Raw genomic sequence first — 19283 nt, forward strand, 5'->3', positions numbered from 1 at the left:
ACAACATTGTTTAAGGAAAAGCTATGTCGTTGCTACAGACCTATCAAGCCATTGCCGAGCAAGAATGGATAGACATCCCGCTTGGGTGGTTACAGGGGCGCACTATTTATGGTGGATTGGTGGCAGGTTTGATGATGCAAAAAGCCCAGCTTTGTATTGCCGATCCGAAAAAGCGCTTGCTAAGCAGCAGTGTCACGTTTGTCGGACCTGTGCAACAAGGTCGGGCACGGCTCACGGCGGAAATTCTGCGTGAAGGCAAATCTGTGACCAGTGTCGAAGTTCGTTTATGGCAGGATGATGCAGTACAAAGCATTTTAATTGCCAGTTTTGGTGCGGCACGTGAATCCAGCATTGTGGTGCAACAAGAACGTACTGCGCCCAATTTTCCACCTGCAACGGAATTGCCTGTTACACAGCATCATCCTTTAGCACCTGAATGTTTTCAGCAGATGGATTTGGTTTGGTCTGAAGGACAATATCCGTTTACTGCTAGTCATAAACCTGATTTTGCAGGCTGGATGCGTTTTAACCCAAAACAGCATACGAATCGTGCCATGACCATTGCCGATTTGATGGTGGCTTTTGATATGTGGCCGCCTGGAGTACTGCCGATGTTTGAGCAGCTCGCTCCTGCCAGTTCACTGACTTGGCATGTGACCTACGTCAATCCTTTGCAAAATCAGCTGCAAGATTGGATGAAATATAAAGTTTTTACCGATCATGCTAGCGGTGGTTATGCCACAGAATATGCGCACTTATGGGATGATCAGGATCGGCTAATAGCGATTGCCCGACAGACCATCACCGTGTTTGCCTAGTGACACCTACTAGCATTTCGTATAAAGTGAAGCCTATTCACAATGACAAATCCTCAAAAAACTTGTGAATATGCAGCGTAAAGAGGGGAAACATTGGCGGTGTCTATGACAACAGGTCGTATCCTGAACATTCCAAATATATTAACTTTGGCTCGAATCGCCTTGATTCCTGTTTTTTTGTTGGTGGCGTATTGGCCGCCTGCAATGGGCGTAAATGGTTATGATGGTGGCATGACGCGTCATATTATTTTGACGTCTATTTTTGTGATTGCTGCTGTGACCGACTGGTTTGATGGCTATTTGGCACGTACTTTGAATCAGACCTCTGCATTTGGGCGCTTTTTAGACCCTGTGGCCGATAAACTTATGGTCGCTGCGGCATTGATTGTTTTAGTGCAATGGCAACCGACTATTTCTATGGCTTTTGCCGCGATTGTAATTATTTCCCGTGAAATTACCGTATCTGCCTTACGAGAGTGGATGGCTGAACTCGGCGCACGTACCAGTGTGGCGGTGTCTACAGTGGGGAAATATAAAACAGCATTCCAAATGATTGCGATTTCAGTGTTCTTATTGAACTGGCAACCATTGGAAATGGTGGCTTATTTGTTGCTCTATACTGCTGTAATTCTAACGCTTTGGTCGATGTTTATTTATTTAAAAGCGGCATGGCCATATTTGAAACAACCTTAAATATCGTGATTCTTCATTAAAAAGTGCTTCTGATTGAAGCACTTTTTGATTAACTATGGGTTTCTTCCTCGGCATCATCCTCATAAGTTTTGGCAATTTTTTCAATATTTAAACTTTTTGCCATCGCATCAAAAATTTCTTTATAAACCCCATTTTGATGATAAAGCGCATCATGTTCGCCATGTTCCGCAATCCTGCCATCTTTCATGACATAGGTGTAATCGGCATCAATAATTTGCGATAAGCTATGTGAAATGATGATGACCGTACGCCCTTGTTTAATTTCATCGAGGCTTTGTTTGATTTGTTCGGTTGCAATGGCATCCAGACTAGCAGTCGGTTCATCTAAAAAAATAATAGGTGGATTTTTCAGGAACATACGTGCAAGGGCAATCCGTTGTTGTTGACCGCCTGAAAGCATGAGGGCATCTGCGTCATAAGCCTGAGGCAATTGCAAAATTTGTTCGTGTATACAGGCTTTTTGGGCTGCCAGAATCACATCTTCCAAGCTAGCATCAGTTTTGCCATAACGAATATTTTCAAAAATAGAGCCTTGGAAAATATGATTTTTTTGCAAAACTAAGCCGATATGGTCACGTAAATATTGGGTGTCGATGTGGTTAATATCAATCCCATCGAGCTGAATTGTTCCCTGTTGTGGTTCATAGAATTTATCTAATAAACTGATCAGGGTAGATTTTCCTGCTCCCGATAATCCCACCAATGCGGTAATTTTATTAGGCTGAATCTGCATTTGAATGTCTTTGAGTGCATGATGTCCATTCGGATAAAAAAAGTTTACCTGTTGCAGATCAAACTGCCCTCGAATAACTGGTTTAAGCGTACCACTTGGCTCAATTTCATGCTCGGCTTCCAAAATTTGAAAGAAGCTTTCTGAATAGATCATTGCATCATTGACTTCATCATAAATACGATGCAATGAGCGAATTGGGGCAGAAACATTGCCAAACAGCAACACGTGATACATGATCATGCCGATGCTCATTTGTCTATCTAACACAAAATAAGCAGTTAAAATAATAATCAGCACCACGCCAATTTGTTCAATAAAGCTTTTTAAACCATCAAATAAAAAACTGGTTTGGCGGGTCTGCATTTGATTGTGGGTCAGTTTTTTCTGCAGGGTGAGTTGTTTTTCTGCTTCGATGCTTTCTCTGTTAAATGATTTAATCACGGTAATTGAGTTGATGATGCTGAGAATCCCTTGGCTTTTTTTCTCACGTCCATCACGTAAATTACGTCGCCAGCTTCCTAGTTTTTGTGCCTGCTGATAGGTCAGCCAAAAATAAATAGGCACAATGAGTGTCGCGACCAAGCCCACATAAAAATTGGCATAATACATTAAGCCCAAAGCCACAATTGCACTGGTAAAGAGTGGCAAAATATCAATAAAGAAAATTTGCACTAAGCGGGTGAGCGAACCAATGCCACGATCTATACGTGTTTGTAATTTACCTGCTTGGTTGTTGTCCTGATTAAAAAAGGCCAGTCGATAACGCAAAAATTTCTCAATAATGCCCTGTGCCAAATCTTGTGACACAAAAATGCGTAGTTTTTCACCATAAAACTTCTGTCCAAACTGCACAAAGGCATTGATGATTTCTTTACCCAGCAAAATGGCTGAAATGGTGATTAAAATGTGCCAGCCTGCAGACAGACCTTGTCCTGCCTCAATTAAGGCGTTAATACGGTCAACAGCGTATTGTAAAGTTAGTGCATTGACTTGAGCTGTTAATGAGCCGATGAGCGTTAAAACTAAGGTAGCAATCACCAAGAGCTGATAAGGTCGAACGAAGGGACGCAATTTTTGAAATAAATGCCATAAATTCATAAGCTATTATTGTTATAAGAACGATGATTTTAAGTCTAAGGATGAACTTCACGACTCACAAGCCAAAAAGCTGTGTCATTTTGTGAGCAGTCCTGATCCTTGTTTTAGATTAAACAATAAGCTATTCAGCATAGGAATGACCATGAATCTAGAATTGTTTGCACCTGAGCGTTGTGACAACGTACTGCCTTATGACGGCATTGTGCAGGACTATGGTTTGGTGCTGAGTGCGGAGCATAGTGAGCGTTATTTGCAGTATTTTCTGCAACATTTGGCATGGCAGCCTGATGAAGGTCTGCTCTTTGGTCAGTATTATCGGACACAGCGCCAAGTGGTATGGTATGGCGATGAGCAGTATCAATATCGTTATTCGGGAGCAGTTAAGCAGGCACAGCTATGGCGGCCTGCTTTGTGGCGACTGAAACAGCAAATTGAACAATGGGTCGGGCATCCCTTTAATTCATGTTTGGCCAATTTATATCAAGATGGTACGCAGGGCTTGGGTTGGCACAGTGATGATGAGCCGAATTTAGGCAGACACGCTGTCATTGCATCTTTGAGTTTGGGGGCAACCCGTAAATTTTGTTTTCAGCATAAACACCGCGCCAACAAGGTTGAGCTACTGTTGCACAGCGGTCAGTTGTTGGTCATGCGTGGCACGACACAACACTATTGGAAACATGCCTTAATGAAGTCCAATAAAATTATACAACCCAGAATTAATCTGACCTTTCGCTATTTTCACACGGCTATTGAATAAAACTTGATTTAGCACTCTAAATCCTTATTCAGGAATAAATTTTAATTGTATTTAAATTCAGTGCTTTAAGGTATCAACAACCTAAATCTTTAAGTGAGTTCTATACTAAAACTGGTATTCAGTACTTCCACCTGTTTTTCAATTTGTTCTGCATTGTCCTGCAAAATTTCAATCAGTTTTTGCAAATTGACAAATTCAAAACGGTTTTTAGATGCCAACAGCGTCAAGGCATAAGGCGCATCTTTCGATGAAAAACGAATCAGTACAGATAAGCCTGCAATTTCTGCATCGAGTTCGCCGTTAGAAAAATAATAGCCTTGTTTTTTGATTTTGCGCATTTGCTGCAAAAAGTCATCTTCATCTTGTGCAAAATTGACTTGTGCCAATTCGGTAGAAAAACGCTGGTAATAGTCTAAAATTTTAGCTTTAGGCAGATGCGCCATAATAATTTTTGGCGATGAGCCGACATAAACAGGACGTGGGCAGCCGCGACCATAAGACAGCAAAGGCGTATCTTTAAAGATTTCGTGATGCACATCAATGCAGGAATCTTGATTGAGTTGGGTCAATAAACAGCAAAATTCTGTACGTTCCGCAATTTTTTTCATAAACGGAATACTGATGGTGACCAAAGGATCGGTCGTGCGAGAGATAAAATCCAATACCGCAATTTTTGGCCCAAGGGTGTAATCTCCCGATGTGCCACTCATGCGCTGCAACAACTCTGCTGAAACCAACTCTTTTAAATAGCGGTAACTGGTAGGCTTAGATAAACCAAGTTCCTCACTAATGGTATCTACATTAATGACAGGACGTGCGGTTGAAAATAAGTCTAAGACTGTGAGAATCTTGCCAAAGCTAGACAGTGCCATGCGGATTTACCCATTCACACCAAAAGGATGGTGTCACTTTATATCAAAAAATCGCCAGACCAATAGACTTTTTAAAGATGGTCTTAGGCATTCTAACGATCAATATCCCAATTCTTTCGTTTGTCGTTGTTATCTATTCAGAAACAGGATTTAAGGCTGAATGCCGTGAGGCTCACGATACCAGCTTTCAATCAATAGTGCTGCGGCAAGACTGTCGGCTGCGAGCTTTTTGCCACGCCCTTGAGCTTGATAATGATCAAGCTCATCACGTGCTTCACGTGTGGTTAGGCGCTCATCGACCATTAGGGTGTTGATATTGCTTTGATGGCGTAAGCGTCTGGCAAACTTACGTGCACGGGTAGACAGTTCCGACTCGCTATCATCCATATTTAAAGGTAAGCCCACTAGAAATAATTGTGGCTGATGTTGCTTGATGATTTTCAGCAAGTTTTCCCATTGTGGAATGCCATCTTTCATGGGGAAGAGGGCGAGTGGGGTCGCACTTTCAATTAGTGCCTGCCCCACAGCCATGCCCATTTTTTGCGTACCGAAGTCAAATGCCATAATGGTTTGGGCTTGTGTTGTTTCAGGCATGACCAATCTCTGAAGATAACCATGTTGGATCTACGCCCATTTTACGATAAGCGGCATCCCAACGATCGTCATAAGGTAAATTGAAAATCAAGTCCATGTCCGATTCACAAATGAGCCAATCGCCACGGGCAATTTCTTGTTCCAGTTGCTGTTTGCCCCAACTGGCATAGCCCAAGGCAATTTGGTAACGTCCAACGCCTTCGTTGTGGGCAATCGCATCTAAAATATCTTTAGAGGTGGTGATACAGACATTTTCACCAACAGCGATAGATGAATGCCAAGTTGGCTGCCCTGTGTGTAAAACAAAACCTGCCTCAGGTCGTAATGGACCACCTTGTAGAACTTCGTGAGGATGCACATTATCTGCGTCTATATCTAAATCATTGAGTAATTCTTTGATTTGGATACCCGATGGACGGTTGATAATAATGCCTTGCGCACCGTCTTCATCATGACGTGCCAAATAGATGACGGTGTTTGCAAAAAACTCATCATTCATATCGGGCGGGGCTATGAGACAGCGATGCGTCAGATATTGTTTAGTCACCTAAGCAATTCTCCTTAATCTGAGGTGGTGGCAAACAGAACTGTAAACCGACTTGGAAACGTAAACGAGTTACAGCCAAATCATGCAAATATACATTTCTTAGCTGTACTTATCCCATAAAACCACTCTGATGACAACTTTGCTTTGGTAAAAGTGAGACAAAGAATAAATAAAAGAATAAATCTAAAATTTAGAAAAAATGATGTCATTAAATTTATCTATTTAGTTACAAAGTTGAAGATATAGGAACATAATAATTGATTGCTTTATTATCTTTGTGAGGTGGGTTTGTTAAATGTTTCAGTGTATATTTTTTAATCTACTTTTTTAATTTTAACTAATGTGATTTCTGTTTTTTAATTGCAAAATAGGCGGTTTTACTACATTTAGATTCTCTTTTATTAAATATTAAGTTTGTCTAATGAGTAGTGGTTTTTTAATATAAAAAATCTATAAGTTTGTTTATCTCTTTTGTAAGTTTTGTACTTTAGTGTAAAATTTGTGTTTTTTATAGCTTGATATGTTTCAATAAATATACATAAAATACATATTGAAACAAAAAATGATTGTTTGTAAGATGGTGAAATTTTCATCTTTCATAGCTTTTTTTGATGGTTTAATATGAATTATTTAATAAAGGGAAGTTTGTTTGCTGCTGTTTTTTCAGCTTCAGTTTTTTCTCAAGCAGCAATTTTTGGAACTTATAATGATGAAGGTAATTTATTTCGCAGTCATTTGAATAATCATTTATCTGAAGATTTAGTTGCTAAATTTAAAGATAAAGTAGATTCAAAAGACGGCGTACTATATTTACTGGAGCAGGCACGTCTATTACAAGTCAATCATCAGTATGAAGAAAGTTTGAATCATTATAAGCAGGCTTTTGAATTGCTAGATAAACAAAAAAGTCGTGCAAAAATTAGTCTGAGTCGGGTCGGATTTAAAGCACTTTCTATGGTGAGTAATGATTCGGTGGTGCCTTATTTGGTACCACCTCATGAACAGGTATTGGCACATATTTCTCAAGCCAAAAATTATATTTTTCTAAAAAACCTTGAGGCTGCTGCAGTAGAAATGCGTGTTGCACAGGGTATTCAGCGTGAAATTGAACTGGCACATCAGGCTGAGTTTGAAAAGAAAAAAGAGAAAAATACAAAAGCAAATGCATCTTCAAATGCCGCATTGCATGTTTTAGATGAGGCATTTGTTGGCTTAGATCCAATTGCGGGCAAGATTAAGAATACTTATCAAAATGCCTATGCTTTTTATATGGCAGCTAACTTGTGGGAAACCTTAGGCGAATATAACGATGCTTTGGTGGATTACAAAAAAGCTTATGAGTTACAGCCTGATGAGCAGATTGCTAAGGATGTAAAGCGTTTAGATCAATTGGTTGCAAAACAAAGTAATAGTAGTGTGCCTGTTATTGTATTTATTGAACAAGGTATCGTTCCACAGAAAATTGAAAATAAGTTAGATATTCCGACTCCGGGCGGCATTATCAACATTGCTTTTGCGACTTATGAACCTAGCACTTATGTTGCACCCAAAAGCCTGAAAGTGAAGCTGAATAACCGAGTTTTGCAAGATAGTTATGTGATTAGTGATATTGGTGCATTGGCTGTTAAAGACTTAAAAGAAAAAGTCGTTGGAACTTTAACAACCCAAGTGATTCGTGCCACAGCCAAATATGCTGCTCAAAAAGAGCTTGGTAACCAATTTGGTGTTTTAGGGCAATTGGCAGGTAACGTGCTCAATATGGCAACCGAGCGAGCAGATTTACGAGCTTGGACAACTTTGCCAAGTAATACGCAAATTGCACGTCTGAACTTAACGCCAGGGATACACAACTTACAGTTATCGTCAGGTAATTTGTCAAGCTCCTCTGTGAAGTTAGATGTAAAAGCCAATGAGACAGTATTTGTTTATGCACATCATGTAAATGACAAAATTACAGCAAGTGTAAGTAGTATTCCACGCCAATAATTTTGAAGAGAACTTTATGAAAAATCAGTTAAAACTCGCATTACTCGGTCTTAGTGCTGCGGCGATGGTTGGATGTACAGCCCCTAATGCTTTGTCTACACAGACAGATGCGAATAACGAAGTAAGTATTCGCACCATTACCAATAACCCAGTCTTAACCACTGAGGTATTTGTTGAGCGTGTGGGAATGTCTATGGCAGGCGACTTAAAAAAGGCATCAATTGCCATTAAAAACCGCCGTTTCAATAACAAAGATTTTAGCTACAAAATCGTATGGGTCGATGCACATGGGGCAGAAGTGAACCCTGAAGGTGCGATTTGGAAACCAATTCAGTTAACGGGTCGAGAGGTGAAGGGCGTGCAATCTTTAGCACCAAATCCATCGGCTGTAGATGTTGTTGTGTATTTAAAGAAATAAGCGAGATAGAGCAATGAATGCAAAGTTAATCATGGCTGTGGTAGCAACTTCTGTTTTGGCAACAGGTTGTGCAACAACGGGTAGTGCAGTGAGTTATGGTGATGCTCAAGCTGTAGAAACTTTAACGAAAGATTTTGGATCGACAGATCTACAAATGATTGCTGCAAAGATGGTGGATGATATGCTGACCTTCCCACCTGTGGTGCAAATGACGCAAACTCGTCGTCCAGTCATTGTGCTTGATCGTATTCATAACAAGACACAAGAACATATCGATACAGAATCTATTACAGATACGATTCAGAACAAATTAATTAATTCAGGAAAGTTTCGTTTTGTAGATATGAAATCTGTCAATGCGATGGCGCAGCAACTTGCCTATCAAAAGCAAAGCGGCATGGTCAATCAAGCGACTGCAGTGCGTACTGGTGGACATATCGGTGCTGAATATATGCTCAATGGCAATCTATCTAGTATTGTAAAAAATGCAGGTGGTAAGAGCGATGTGTATTACAAGTTCACATTTAAATTGCAGAACTTACAAACTGGCATTGTAGAGTGGACAGGCGAAAAAGAAATCCGTAAGGCAGCAAAGCGCTCAACTTTTGGTCTTTAATTTAATCTGAAAGCAACTGCGCTGTGATAAGCGCAGTTGCTGTTGAAGAATAGAACATGAAAAAAATATTATTTGCAGGCTTATTATCTGGATTACTGTGCAGTCCTGCTTTTGCTGCGATTAAAGAAGTGATTAAAGAGGCAACGGGTAGTGGTCCAACACAACACCAAGCTATTTCTGAAGCATTATTGATTGCAGTTCAATCGGTGAATGGTGCTTCGGTATCGTCACAAATGAATTATGAAGAAACAGTTTCTTTATCTGTAAATAATCAGGGCTGGACATATACGGGTAAAGTTTCACCTGTATTTAGTGTAGCCAATCAAGGTTCGGGTTCTGTCACCAAGTTTCAGGTCTTGAGTGTTTCTGGTGCTAAAAATAATTATCGCGCTAAAGTTCGCGCACATGTGGTGAAGTTTGAATCTACTGTACAAGATCAACACATGCGCCGTATTGCAGTCTTGCCATTTCAAATGGCAGAAAAAAATAACCGCTTAGCCAGCGGTGCTTCTGCTTCTGAGTTTAGTCAAGAATTATCAGATACTTTAGGTACTTATTTGGCACAGTCAGGGCAGTTAAGTGTTGTTGATCGTCATTACATAGATGAAATGCAATTTGAAAATGACTTCCTGTATTGGGATGGTGCACCGCATGAGTTAGCGCGTATTGGTCAAAAAGTAGGTGCTGATTATTTACTCGTGGGGCGTATTAACGATTTGTCAGTTGCTAGCGGTCAACAAATGTATGGGTTAAATGCTGGTGCAGAGCAGGTGCGTTTAACGTGGCGAGTGATTGAAGCGAATACCAGTAAGGTAGTTGCGGCAGGGACTTTTAATCGTACCTTATCGAACTTGATGACACAGAATCTTTTAAATAATAGTTTAAATGATAGTACTGCAGATAAGATTGCGCAAAGTTTAAATCCTGAAATTTTACAGGGTCTTAAACTACAACCTGTGCAATCTTCTAGCAGTCAATTTTATGATACCTCTCCAGGTTATGAAATGACACCTGGTTCAAGTGACCAACCTGTGAAATGGTAAATAATGATTAAGCTTGTTTTAGACCTAAATAAATCCCCCTGAAAATCAGGGGATTTATTTTTTAAGCCTGTTGAAACTTCAATTGGCGTAATTGTTTGGCGTGTTGCAAGGTAGTGTCATTAATTTCAACACCGCCTGTCATGCGTGCCAATTCTAAAATACGCGCATCTTCTTCTAATTCAACAATGGTACTGCTGGCAGGATCGGTCTGACGCTTTTTCACCAAAAGGTGCTGATCAGACTGTGCAGCTACTTGTGCTTGGTGGGTAATACATAAAATTTGAACGTGTTGCGCCAAACCTGCGAGCAAACGCCCCACAATTTCAGCAGTACCACCACTAATCCCGACATCAATTTCATCAAAAACCAAAACTTCAGCTTCGGTTTTTTCGGCATTCATGACTTGCATGACCAAGGCAATCCGCGATAATTCGCCACCAGAAGCCACACGTGCTAATGGCTGAGCAGGAATACCTTTGTTGGCAGTAAACAGTAGTTGAATAAAACTTAACCCCTCCGCAGAAACCTGCTCTAAAGGTTCAAACTTAAATTCAAAATGTGCCTCAGGCAGTGCCAACTGTTTGACTTGCTCGGTCAGTTGTTTGGCAAGTGGTGCGGCTGCTTCACGACGGATGTCATCTAAATGTTGTGCTTTGGCTAAAAAGTCCTGATGTGCCACTTCGACTTGTTCTGCCAAAGTTTCAGGGTCTTCAAGTTCATGTAAAGCAGTGAGCTCAGTTTGCCAAGTATCAAATTCTTGTTTTAATAATTCAGGTTGTGTGCGGTATTTACGCGCTAAACGATGAAAGACTTCTAATTTTTGATTCAGTTCTTCCATGCGTTCAGGGTCAAAGCTTTGACGATCAATAAACTGACGTAAATTGGCTGTCGCATCATCTAATTCACTTTGCGCATTTAACAATGAGTTATAAATTTCTGATAATTGTTCACTTCGTCCCGCATGCGATTCCAAGCGGCGAATAATCGAAGCAATTTCCTGAGTGATGTTTTGCTCGGCTTCGTCTAAGGCATTTAAGCTATAACTGCAATCCTGCATGATATGTTCATGATGGCTTAGGCGATCAAACTCTTGTTCAATCTCCTTATAATCGATTTGTACCAGTTCTTCGAGTTCTTCGAGCTGTAAGTTCAGGGTTTCGATGCGTTGCTTGCGGGTTGCCTGTGCATCCAGCGCTGCCTGATGCTGTCGGATATTTTTTTGCCAGGTACTGTAAGCATCACGTACTGCTTGGGCAGGGGCATAAAAATTATAATAACGATCAAGCCAGTGTTTTGGATAAGGCGGTTCGAGCAATTGTTGCTGACTGTGCTGACTGTATAACTGCACCAGTAAGCGTCCAATTTCTTTCAGCTCTGCCAAACTGCTTGGACGACCATTAATCCATGCTTTGCTGCGCCCTGTGGCAAAAATTACCCGACGTAAATGGATTTCACCAGACTCATCATCTAATTCATGTTCTTTTAGCCATTGTGCTTCAGGGCTATTGTCCTGATAACTGAAACTCGCGGTCACATCGGCTTTATCTGAGCCAAAACGTACATAATTGGTATCGGTACGTTCACCTAAACAGGCAGAGAGCGCATCTAAAAGTAAGGATTTACCTGCACCTGTTTCCCCTGTCAGAACGTTAAAACCTGTTTCAATATCCAGTGCTAAGTGGTCGGCAAGAGCAAAGTTAATCAGTGTTAAATGAGTCAGCATAAACGCATCCAAGCTGCGAAAAGTGTCAGTGAAAGAGAGTCAAGTTTTGGAAATGCCATAACAAGGCTGTTATTTTCTTCTATTTAATTCTAGCTTAAATTGCAGCGCAAACAACAAAAAATGTACCCGATAAGCATCATATATAAAACACATGATCATTTGATCATTTCATTGGATGGTCATTAAATTGCAGTATATTCACTTGGGGAGTTTTCGGTGCTGCTTGATATGGTGGAACTTAAACGATATAGATACTATTCGTGATCTGTTTCACATTCAGATTTAGCACTTTAGTGGGGAAGAATCTAGAGCAGAGTACTTTGCATGCCTCTGGCATTGGCTTAGACTGTGCTGTCAGCGTGTTGCATGCTGCGTATTGAAACATTGTTCAATTTACGCAAAGCCCACTGTAAACACAGATTGATTAGTTCTGAGGACAGAATTAAACTACATCAGTCAAAAATATAAAAACGCGTTACCTGGAGAATACGCATGTCAGCTCAGTTTGATCATGTATCAGTTGTGAAAAAGTCGAATGTCTATTTTGGTGGGCAATGCATCAGTCACACGGTGCAATTTGAAGACGGTACCAAAAAAACCTTAGGGGTAATTTTACCGACTGAACAAGCCTTGACTTTCGAAACGCATGTACCTGAACGTATGGAAATTATTTCAGGTGAATGTCGTGTCAAAATTGCCGATAGCGAAGAAAGTGAATTATTCCGCGCGGGTCAATCGTTCTATGTGCCTGGCAATAGCCGTTTCAGCATCGAAACCGATGAAGTGCTCGATTACGTGTGCCACTTAGAAGGCTAATCAGCCGATAATAGGGTATTGAATTAAGATTTCATTTTTCTCCTGCTTGAGCACCCAATCAAGCGGAATTGAATCAAGAAATTTTCACCCGAATCGGTTAAACTAGATCTTATTGAAATCCTGTAAAGTCAGCTTTGCAGGATTTTTCGTTTTCGCTGGTTTATTGGTGCATTAATTAGAGGTCGTTCATGGCAAAACCTGAATATTATTATGGCGTTCACTCGGTGGAGTCATTATTGGAGCTTGAGCCAGAGCGCGTCTTAACTCTTTTTACCTTAAAAGGGCGTGATGATCAGCGTTTACAAAAGATTTTAGAACTTGCCGAACCATTTGGCATTAGTGTGCAAAAAGCCAGCCGTGACAGCTTGGAAAAACTGGCAGGTTTGCCTTTTCACCAAGGAGTGGTGGCTGCAGTACGCCCACATCCAACTCTGAATGAAAAAGACTTGGATGCCTTGTTGCAGGCTGATAGCAAGCCTTTACTTTTGGCGCTCGACCAAGTCACCGACCCGCATAACTTGGGTGCGTGTATCCGTACTGCCGCTGCGATGGGGGTTACTGCCGTGATTGTGCCGCGTGATCGTTCAGCAAGTTTGACCCCAACTGCACGCAAAGTAGCTGCAGGTGGTGCAGAAAAAGTCAAATTTATCCAAGTGACCAATTTGGCACGTACTTTGGCGCATTTGAAACAAGAGTTTAATGTGCGTGTGGTGGGTACGATGCTGGATGAAAAAGCTTTGCCAATTCAGCAATTTGACTTTACAGGCACAGCAGTATGCGTGGTGATGGGCGCAGAAGATACAGGTTTACGCCCAATTACCCAGTCACAATGTGATCAAACCGTATTTATTCCAATGGCAGGAAATCTGCAAAGTCTGAATGTCAGTGTTGCAACAGGTATGGCCTTGTATGAAGCTTGTCGTCAGCGTCAGGCTTAATTGCTGATTTTGTATTTGCTATTTTATTGATGCTTTCAACACCGTGATTCGTCTATCTCCCCAAAAGCAAGGTTATGCTTTGGTGCTTGTTACCATGTGCATTTGGGGTGGTTTTACCCTAACTGCTCGGCTGAATGCACAATGGCAGATCAGTGCTTGGGATATTACCGCCTTACGCTTTGCTTTGGCTTTTTGTATTTTAATGCCGATTCTTATCTGGAAAAAAGATACGGCATTTTTATGGAAAAAAGAGCCTTTTATTTTGGCAATGATTGGTGGAGTGGGCTATTGCCTGACTGCGTATAGTGCTTTTCATTATGTACCTGCTGCGCATGCTGCCATTTTTTTGAATGGCTGTATTCCTGTTTGTACCGCCATTGCTGCTTGGATGTTATTTCGAGTGCCTTTTGACCGCCATACATGGATCAGTATTGTAATTATGCTGACCGCCATTGCGGGTATGAGTGCGCTGATGTATCAAGAAACAGGTGTTGCCTTTGGACTTGGGGATGGACTGTTTTTTATCAGCGCTATTTGGTGGGGTGTGTTTACGGTTTTATTAAGACAATGGAAGCTTTCCGCTTGGCATGCTATGGCGGGTGTCGCAATTTGGTCGGCAATCGTCTATGTCCCGATTTACGTACTGTTTTTCCCGAAACAACTCAGCACACCTGAACCGATTCATTTATTGCTGCAAACTATTTTTCATGGAGTGTTTGTGGTGATCATCGCAACACTTAGCTATGTCGAGGCAATTAAGCGTTTGGGAGCATTCAAAACTGGCAGTATTGTGACCTTGGCGCCGTTTATCGCTGCGATTCTTGCTGTCCCTTTATTGGGTGAACCTTTGAGTTTAGCAATTTTATGTGGCTTGGTGGGTATGGGGATTGGTGCTTTGCAACCTTGGCGTTGGTGGGCCCGACCTGACAGCTTAAAAGCTCAACTTGAACAGCAAAAACAACAGTCAGATTAATTTGCTTACTGCATCGCTCGCTTTAAATACTGCTGATGCAATACTTCAAGTTTGCTATACAAATGATCTAAATGCCCATCATTTAGCACAATGTCATCGGCTAGGCGTTGTTTTTCAGCACGTGGCATTTGTGCTTGAATAATTTTATGAATTTGCTCAACCGTTTGACCATCACGTTGTGAAGCACGGTGAATTTGTAGGGCTTCAGTAGCATCAATCAATAATGTATGTCGGGTCAATTGATGTTGATTGGTTTCAAACAAGAGTGGTGAAACCAAAACCACATAGGGACTGTCGGCAGTATCTAATTGTTGAATAATCGATTCACGAATTGCAGGGTGGGTGATTTTTTCAAGTGCTTGTCGTGCACTTGGTTCTTTGAAAATGTGTTCACGTAATGCGCGACGATCTAGTTCGCCATTTTCAAGTAAAACCCAATCGCCAAAGTGTTGTTGAATTTGCTTTAAGGTAGGCTGTCCTTTTTCAACCACTTCACGTGCAACAACATCCGCATCGACCACAACAATGCCTTGGGTCTCGAACCACGCACTGGCTGCAGACTTGCCACTGCCAATTCCTCCTGTTAGACCCAAAACAAAACGCATGTGCTGTCCTTATTGTCCCAAATATACTTTCATGATTTGCTCGCCCCATAAAAAGGCAATCCAGCCCGCAATGGCGATATACGGACCAAATGCAAAGGGTTGGTTTTCTTTACGCACTTTTAACAGAATAATGCCAATAATCGCCCCAACTAAGGACGATAGTAGCACAATCAGGGGTAACATCATCGGCCCCATCCATGCACCTAAAGCGGCAAGGAGCTTGAAGTCACCATAGCCCATGCCTTCTTTGCCTGTGACGATTTTAAACAGGTAATACACCACCCATAGACATAGGAAGCCAATTACATAACCCCAAATTGCCGAGGTTGGTGAGGTATAGATGGCATAGCTGTTGACTGCCAAACCCAGTGCAGCCAAAGGCAGGGTGTAACGGTCTGGCAAGAGTTGTGTATCAAAATCAATGAAGGTGAGTGCAATCAAGGTATAAGTGAGCAGCAAACCAAACAGCATTTGTACAGTTGGGCCAAATACCGCAAGCACAATCAGGGCGCAAACAGCGGTTAATACTTCAATCATTGGATAACGTACGCTGATCAGGTTTTGGCAGTTGCCACATTTACCGCGTAATACCAACCAACTCAGCACAGGAATATTTTGATACCAACGAATTGGGTTGTGACATTTGGGGCAGGTCGATGCAGGTTTGCTCAGGGTGATTTTACTTTCATCAATAATGGCTTGTTCAGGATGTAATAACATTTGGCAGTCATTACGCCACTCCTGTTCCATCATTTTTGGGGTGCGGTAAATCACCACATTCACAAAACTGCCAATACATAAACTAAAAAGTCCAACTGCGATATAAAGCGCAGTTGGATTTTGGATAAAGTACGCGATTAATTCTTGCATTAAACCACAGAACCCATTTGGAAGATTGGAAGGTACATGGCGACAACTAAACCACCCACTAAAATACCCAAGACAGACATAATCAACGGCTCCATCATTGAGGTTAAGCCATCTACTGCGTTGTCGACTTCGTTTTCATAGTGGGTTGCGACTTTATCTAGCATGGCATCTAGCGCACCTGATTCTTCACCAATGGCGACCATTTGCACTGCCATAGACGGGAATTTATTGGTGACACGCATGGCGAATTGTAGCTGTTGACCTGTCGCAACATCATCACGAATTTTCATCACGGCTTCTTCATAGACCACATTATTGGTTGCCCCAGCGGTAGATTCCAAGGCATCAATTAAGGGTACACCAGCAGCAAAAGTAGTGGCTAAAGTACGGCTATAACGTGCAATAATCGCTTTATAGACCAAGTCACCAAAAATAGGCGCTTTCAGTGCCGCTTTGTCTAAGAAGTCACGGAATTTTTTACTGCGTTTTTTAGTTTCCAAGAAACCTGCAATGATGACCCCAATCACAATAATCAGAATAAACCAGTATTTCTGCATCCATTGTGACATGTTCACCACCATTTTAGTGAAGGCAGGCAAGTCCGCACCAAAAGAGCTAAACAACTCTTCAAACACAGGTACGACTTTCACCATCAAAATAATGGTCACAATCACGGCCACCACAATGACCGTTGCAGGGTATTTCATGGCTTTTTTAATTTTTTGTTTGAGTAACTCACTCTTTTCTTTATAGATCGCGACACGATCTAGCATGGTTTCTAGGGCACCCGATTGTTCACCAGATTCGACCAAAGAACAAAATAGGTTGTCAAAATATTGAGGATATTTACGCAATGCGCCAGCAAAGGTATTCCCGCCTTCCACTTCACCTTTAATGCCTAAAACCACTTCACGCATGGCGGGGTTTTCAAGACCTTCGGCAACAATCTCAAAGCTTTGTACCAAAGGCACACCTGCTTTCATCATAGTGGCAAGCTGACGCGTGAAAATAGTGATGTCTAAGGTCGACACCCGTTTTTTCATTAAGCCTTCAAGAATATTCTTTTTCTTTTGGCGAATCGTCTTGATGGTAATCCCTTGTTTACGCAATGTGACCTTTGCCAAGGCCATATTACGCGCTGGAATTTCCCCTTTTAACTTAGCCCCTTTGCGGTCAATCCCTTCATAAACGAAGGTGGGCATCATCTGTGCTTTTTTGACAGCCATGCGTATTTATCCTTATTTTAAATTTTACAACTATTCACTGGTCACACGATTGACTTCTTGCAATGAAGTCACCCCCTGCATGACCTTAAGTAACCCCGAACGACGCAGATTGTTAAACCCCGATTTTGCTGACGCATCAGCAATTTGGATGGCATTACCATCCTCCATAATAATTCTAGAAATTTCTGGTGTGACTTTCATCACTTCATAAACACCAACACGTCCTTTATAACCTTCACGGCATTCAGAACAGCCTACAGGTTGATAGACCTGAAATTCTGGATTGCTCAAATCGGCTTCAGTAAAGCCCATTTCCAATAAGCTTTGTTTTGGAATATCGGAAGGAGCTTTGCAATGCGGGCATAGGCGTCGTGCCAAACGCTGTGCAATGACGAGGTTTACCGAAGTTGCGATGTTAAAGGAAGGAACGCCCATATTGCGTAAACGCGTTAAAGTTTCTGGCGCACTGTTGGTGTGGAGGGTAGATAAAACCATGTGACCTGTTTGGGCTGCTTTAATTGCAATTTCTGCAGTTTCAAGGTCACGAATCTCACCCACCATGACAATATCAGGGTCTTGACGTAAGAAAGATTTCAGAGCGGCAGCGAAGGTTAAGCCCACTTTATTGTTGACGTTAACCTGGTTGATGCCTTCTAAGTTAATTTCCACAGGGTCTTCGGCGGTGGAAATGTTGGTATCTTCTCTGTTTAAGATATTTAAGCCTGTATATAGCGATACCGTTTTACCCGAACCCGTTGGACCTGTAATCAGTAACATGCCTTGCGGTTTTTCTAAGGCTTCCATGAACAATTCTTTTTGTTCTGGTTCATAGCCCAAAGCGTCAATTCCTAGCATCGCGCTAGATGGGTCAAGAATACGCAGTACAATTTTTTCACCGAACAAGGTTGGCAACGAGTTCACACGGAAGTCGATGGACTTGTTTTTAGATAGTTTTAATTTAATACGACCATCTTGCGGGACACGCTTTTCAGAAATGTCCATTTGGGACATCACTTTTAAACGTGATGCCAAGCGGTTAGCTAACTGTAAGGGTGGGGTGGCAATTTGACGTAATACACCATCGACACGGTAACGCACTCGATAGGTTTTTTCATACGGTTCAAAGTGTAAGTCCGAAGCACCCATGCGAATTGCATCAATCAGTAATTTGTTGATGTATTTAACAATTGGGGATTCATCACCCTGCGGTTCATCTTCTGCAGCTTGTTCTGGTTCGCTGTTACCATCTTCAAAGTTGAGATCGAAGTCATCATCTTCAAATTCAAAAGCAGACTCACTCGCAAAGTTTTGTTCAATCAGTTTTACCAATTTATCGTGTTCGACCACAATGGCTTCAATATTCATTTTACTGTTGAAACGAATGGCATCCATTGCTTCGATATTGGTCGGGTTACTGGTTGCAACATAAAGCAGATGATTGCGTTTAAAAATAGGCAATATGCAATATTTGCTGAACAGTTTTTCATCAATGCCTTCACGCACGATGAGCGCAGAGTCATACACGCTTAAATCAAAAATAGGTTCGCCAAACTCATTAGAAATTTTTTCAGCAATGATTAAAGGCGCGATATTTAGGTTTTGAATGAGATAGGGAACAATATCAACATTATCTTTTTGTGCGGCTTTAATGGCAGTTTGCATATTTTCAGCAGAAACGAGCCCATCTTCGACCAAACGTCGAATAAAACCTGTAAATCTAGGTGTAGCTTGTTGTACTGACATTCCCCAACGTCCTCAAAATCAAGATTGTTTATAATTGGTATCTTAAAATTATACTTTTGTTGCACAAAAATACCATATCTGAAAGTGCTGTCACCACCTAAGTATCGCCTAAAAGCATGAACCAGTTACATTAATCTGCTAAAAAAATTGTAAGTCCTGCCATGAAAAGATACTTCATGCAGCAGTTTGA

General features: G+C 41.4%; 19 protein-coding genes. 10 read left to right on the plus strand and 9 right to left on the minus strand.

Features of this window, described 5'->3' with window-relative positions:
* The first annotated feature begins 23 nt into the window (after positions 1-23).
* Together C3Y93_RS11255 and pgsA are read left to right on the plus strand one after the other, a co-directional pair.
* Entirely contained in the window at positions 24-818 is a 795-nt protein-coding gene (locus tag C3Y93_RS11255) for a thioesterase family protein (RefSeq protein ID WP_096901351.1), read from the plus strand.
* 105 nt (positions 819-923) lie between these two features.
* A complete protein-coding gene (gene pgsA / locus C3Y93_RS11260) occupies positions 924-1511 on the plus strand; it encodes a CDP-diacylglycerol--glycerol-3-phosphate 3-phosphatidyltransferase (protein ID WP_004975835.1) in 588 nt (195 codons plus the stop codon).
* A 49-nt stretch (positions 1512-1560) separates the two neighbouring features.
* Here pgsA and C3Y93_RS11265 read toward each other — a convergent pair whose 3' ends face one another.
* Positions 1561-3363: an ABC transporter ATP-binding protein gene (locus C3Y93_RS11265; protein WP_104852949.1), complete on the minus strand. Its 1803-nt coding sequence runs from the start codon at positions 3361-3363 to the stop codon at positions 1561-1563.
* 142 nt (positions 3364-3505) lie between these two features.
* Between C3Y93_RS11265 and C3Y93_RS11270 the strand changes: the two genes are divergently transcribed.
* Positions 3506-4123, plus strand: a complete 618-nt coding sequence (locus tag C3Y93_RS11270; protein WP_104852950.1) for an alpha-ketoglutarate-dependent dioxygenase AlkB family protein — start codon at positions 3506-3508, stop codon at positions 4121-4123.
* A gap of 89 nt (positions 4124-4212) precedes the next feature.
* Here C3Y93_RS11270 and C3Y93_RS11275 read toward each other — a convergent pair whose 3' ends face one another.
* The 3 genes from C3Y93_RS11275 to C3Y93_RS11285 all read right to left on the minus strand — a co-directional run bounded on the left by C3Y93_RS11275 (position 4213) and on the right by C3Y93_RS11285 (position 6136).
* Positions 4213-4995 (minus strand): IclR family transcriptional regulator, encoded by a 783-nt coding sequence (locus tag C3Y93_RS11275; protein WP_104852951.1) that lies wholly within the window; start codon positions 4993-4995, stop codon positions 4213-4215.
* A 150-nt stretch (positions 4996-5145) separates the two neighbouring features.
* The gene (ruvX, locus tag C3Y93_RS11280; RefSeq protein WP_104852952.1) at positions 5146-5589 is read right to left on the minus strand and encodes a Holliday junction resolvase RuvX; all 444 of its coding nucleotides are present in this window, start codon (positions 5587-5589) and stop codon (positions 5146-5148) included.
* Positions 5582-6136 (minus strand): YqgE/AlgH family protein, encoded by a 555-nt coding sequence (locus C3Y93_RS11285; RefSeq protein WP_004975844.1) that lies wholly within the window; start codon positions 6134-6136, stop codon positions 5582-5584. The genes ruvX and C3Y93_RS11285 overlap by 8 nt, the downstream gene beginning before the upstream one ends.
* Before the next feature lie 621 nt (positions 6137-6757).
* On the opposite strand from C3Y93_RS11285, the gene C3Y93_RS11290 reads away from it, so the two are divergent.
* Genes C3Y93_RS11290 through C3Y93_RS11305 form a run of 4 tightly spaced genes read left to right on the plus strand, consistent with a single transcriptional unit; the run spans position 6758 to position 10199 of the window.
* Entirely contained in the window at positions 6758-8122 is a 1365-nt protein-coding gene (locus C3Y93_RS11290; RefSeq protein ID WP_104852953.1) for a COG3014 family protein, read from the plus strand.
* 16 nt (positions 8123-8138) lie between these two features.
* The gene (locus tag C3Y93_RS11295) at positions 8139-8540 is read left to right on the plus strand and encodes a DUF1425 domain-containing protein (protein WP_004975847.1); all 402 of its coding nucleotides are present in this window, start codon (positions 8139-8141) and stop codon (positions 8538-8540) included.
* 13 nt (positions 8541-8553) lie between these two features.
* Positions 8554-9156, plus strand: coding sequence for a penicillin-binding protein activator LpoB (gene lpoB / locus C3Y93_RS11300; protein WP_004975849.1), 603 nt, complete (start codon positions 8554-8556; stop codon positions 9154-9156).
* 56 nt (positions 9157-9212) lie between these two features.
* A complete protein-coding gene (locus C3Y93_RS11305; RefSeq protein WP_004975851.1) occupies positions 9213-10199 on the plus strand; it encodes a CsgG/HfaB family protein in 987 nt (328 codons plus the stop codon).
* A 61-nt stretch (positions 10200-10260) separates the two neighbouring features.
* On the opposite strand, the gene recN is transcribed toward C3Y93_RS11305, so the two are convergent.
* A complete protein-coding gene (gene recN, locus C3Y93_RS11310) occupies positions 10261-11922 on the minus strand; it encodes a DNA repair protein RecN (protein ID WP_004975853.1) in 1662 nt (553 codons plus the stop codon).
* A gap of 492 nt (positions 11923-12414) precedes the next feature.
* Here recN and C3Y93_RS11315 point away from each other — a divergent pair, with 492 nt between their 5' ends.
* From C3Y93_RS11315 to C3Y93_RS11325, 3 genes are all read left to right on the plus strand, one after another.
* Positions 12415-12738, plus strand: coding sequence for a pyrimidine/purine nucleoside phosphorylase (locus C3Y93_RS11315; RefSeq protein ID WP_004975854.1), 324 nt, complete (start codon positions 12415-12417; stop codon positions 12736-12738).
* Between the two features lie 188 nt (positions 12739-12926).
* Positions 12927-13676 carry a 23S rRNA (guanosine(2251)-2'-O)-methyltransferase RlmB gene (gene rlmB / locus C3Y93_RS11320; RefSeq protein WP_004975856.1) on the plus strand — a complete coding sequence of 250 codons (750 nt, stop codon included), beginning with the start codon at positions 12927-12929 and terminating at the stop codon, positions 13674-13676.
* A gap of 94 nt (positions 13677-13770) precedes the next feature.
* Positions 13771-14649, plus strand: a complete 879-nt coding sequence (locus C3Y93_RS11325) for a DMT family transporter (RefSeq protein WP_042068576.1) — start codon at positions 13771-13773, stop codon at positions 14647-14649.
* A 5-nt stretch (positions 14650-14654) separates the two neighbouring features.
* Here the strand turns inward: C3Y93_RS11325 and coaE are convergent, their stop codons facing one another.
* Genes coaE through pilB form a run of 4 tightly spaced genes read right to left on the minus strand, consistent with a single transcriptional unit; the run spans position 14655 to position 19093 of the window.
* A complete protein-coding gene (gene coaE, locus C3Y93_RS11330; protein WP_004975860.1) occupies positions 14655-15254 on the minus strand; it encodes a dephospho-CoA kinase in 600 nt (199 codons plus the stop codon).
* Positions 15255-15263: 9 nt separating this feature from the next.
* The gene (locus C3Y93_RS14520) at positions 15264-16124 is read right to left on the minus strand and encodes a prepilin peptidase (RefSeq protein ID WP_104852954.1); all 861 of its coding nucleotides are present in this window, start codon (positions 16122-16124) and stop codon (positions 15264-15266) included.
* Positions 16124-17350: a type II secretion system F family protein gene (locus tag C3Y93_RS11340; protein WP_004975864.1), complete on the minus strand. Its 1227-nt coding sequence runs from the start codon at positions 17348-17350 to the stop codon at positions 16124-16126. Before C3Y93_RS11340 ends, C3Y93_RS14520 begins: the two co-directional genes overlap by 1 nt.
* 30 nt (positions 17351-17380) lie before the next feature.
* On the minus strand, positions 17381-19093 hold the full coding sequence (gene pilB / locus C3Y93_RS11345) for a type IV-A pilus assembly ATPase PilB (RefSeq protein WP_004975865.1): 1713 nt from the start codon (positions 19091-19093) through the stop codon (positions 17381-17383).
* Between the last annotated feature and the right edge of the window lie 190 nt (positions 19094-19283).

This window comes from Acinetobacter sp. SWBY1 (genome assembly GCF_002946595.1).
In the GTDB taxonomy this organism is placed as follows: domain Bacteria; phylum Pseudomonadota; class Gammaproteobacteria; order Pseudomonadales; family Moraxellaceae; genus Acinetobacter; species Acinetobacter towneri.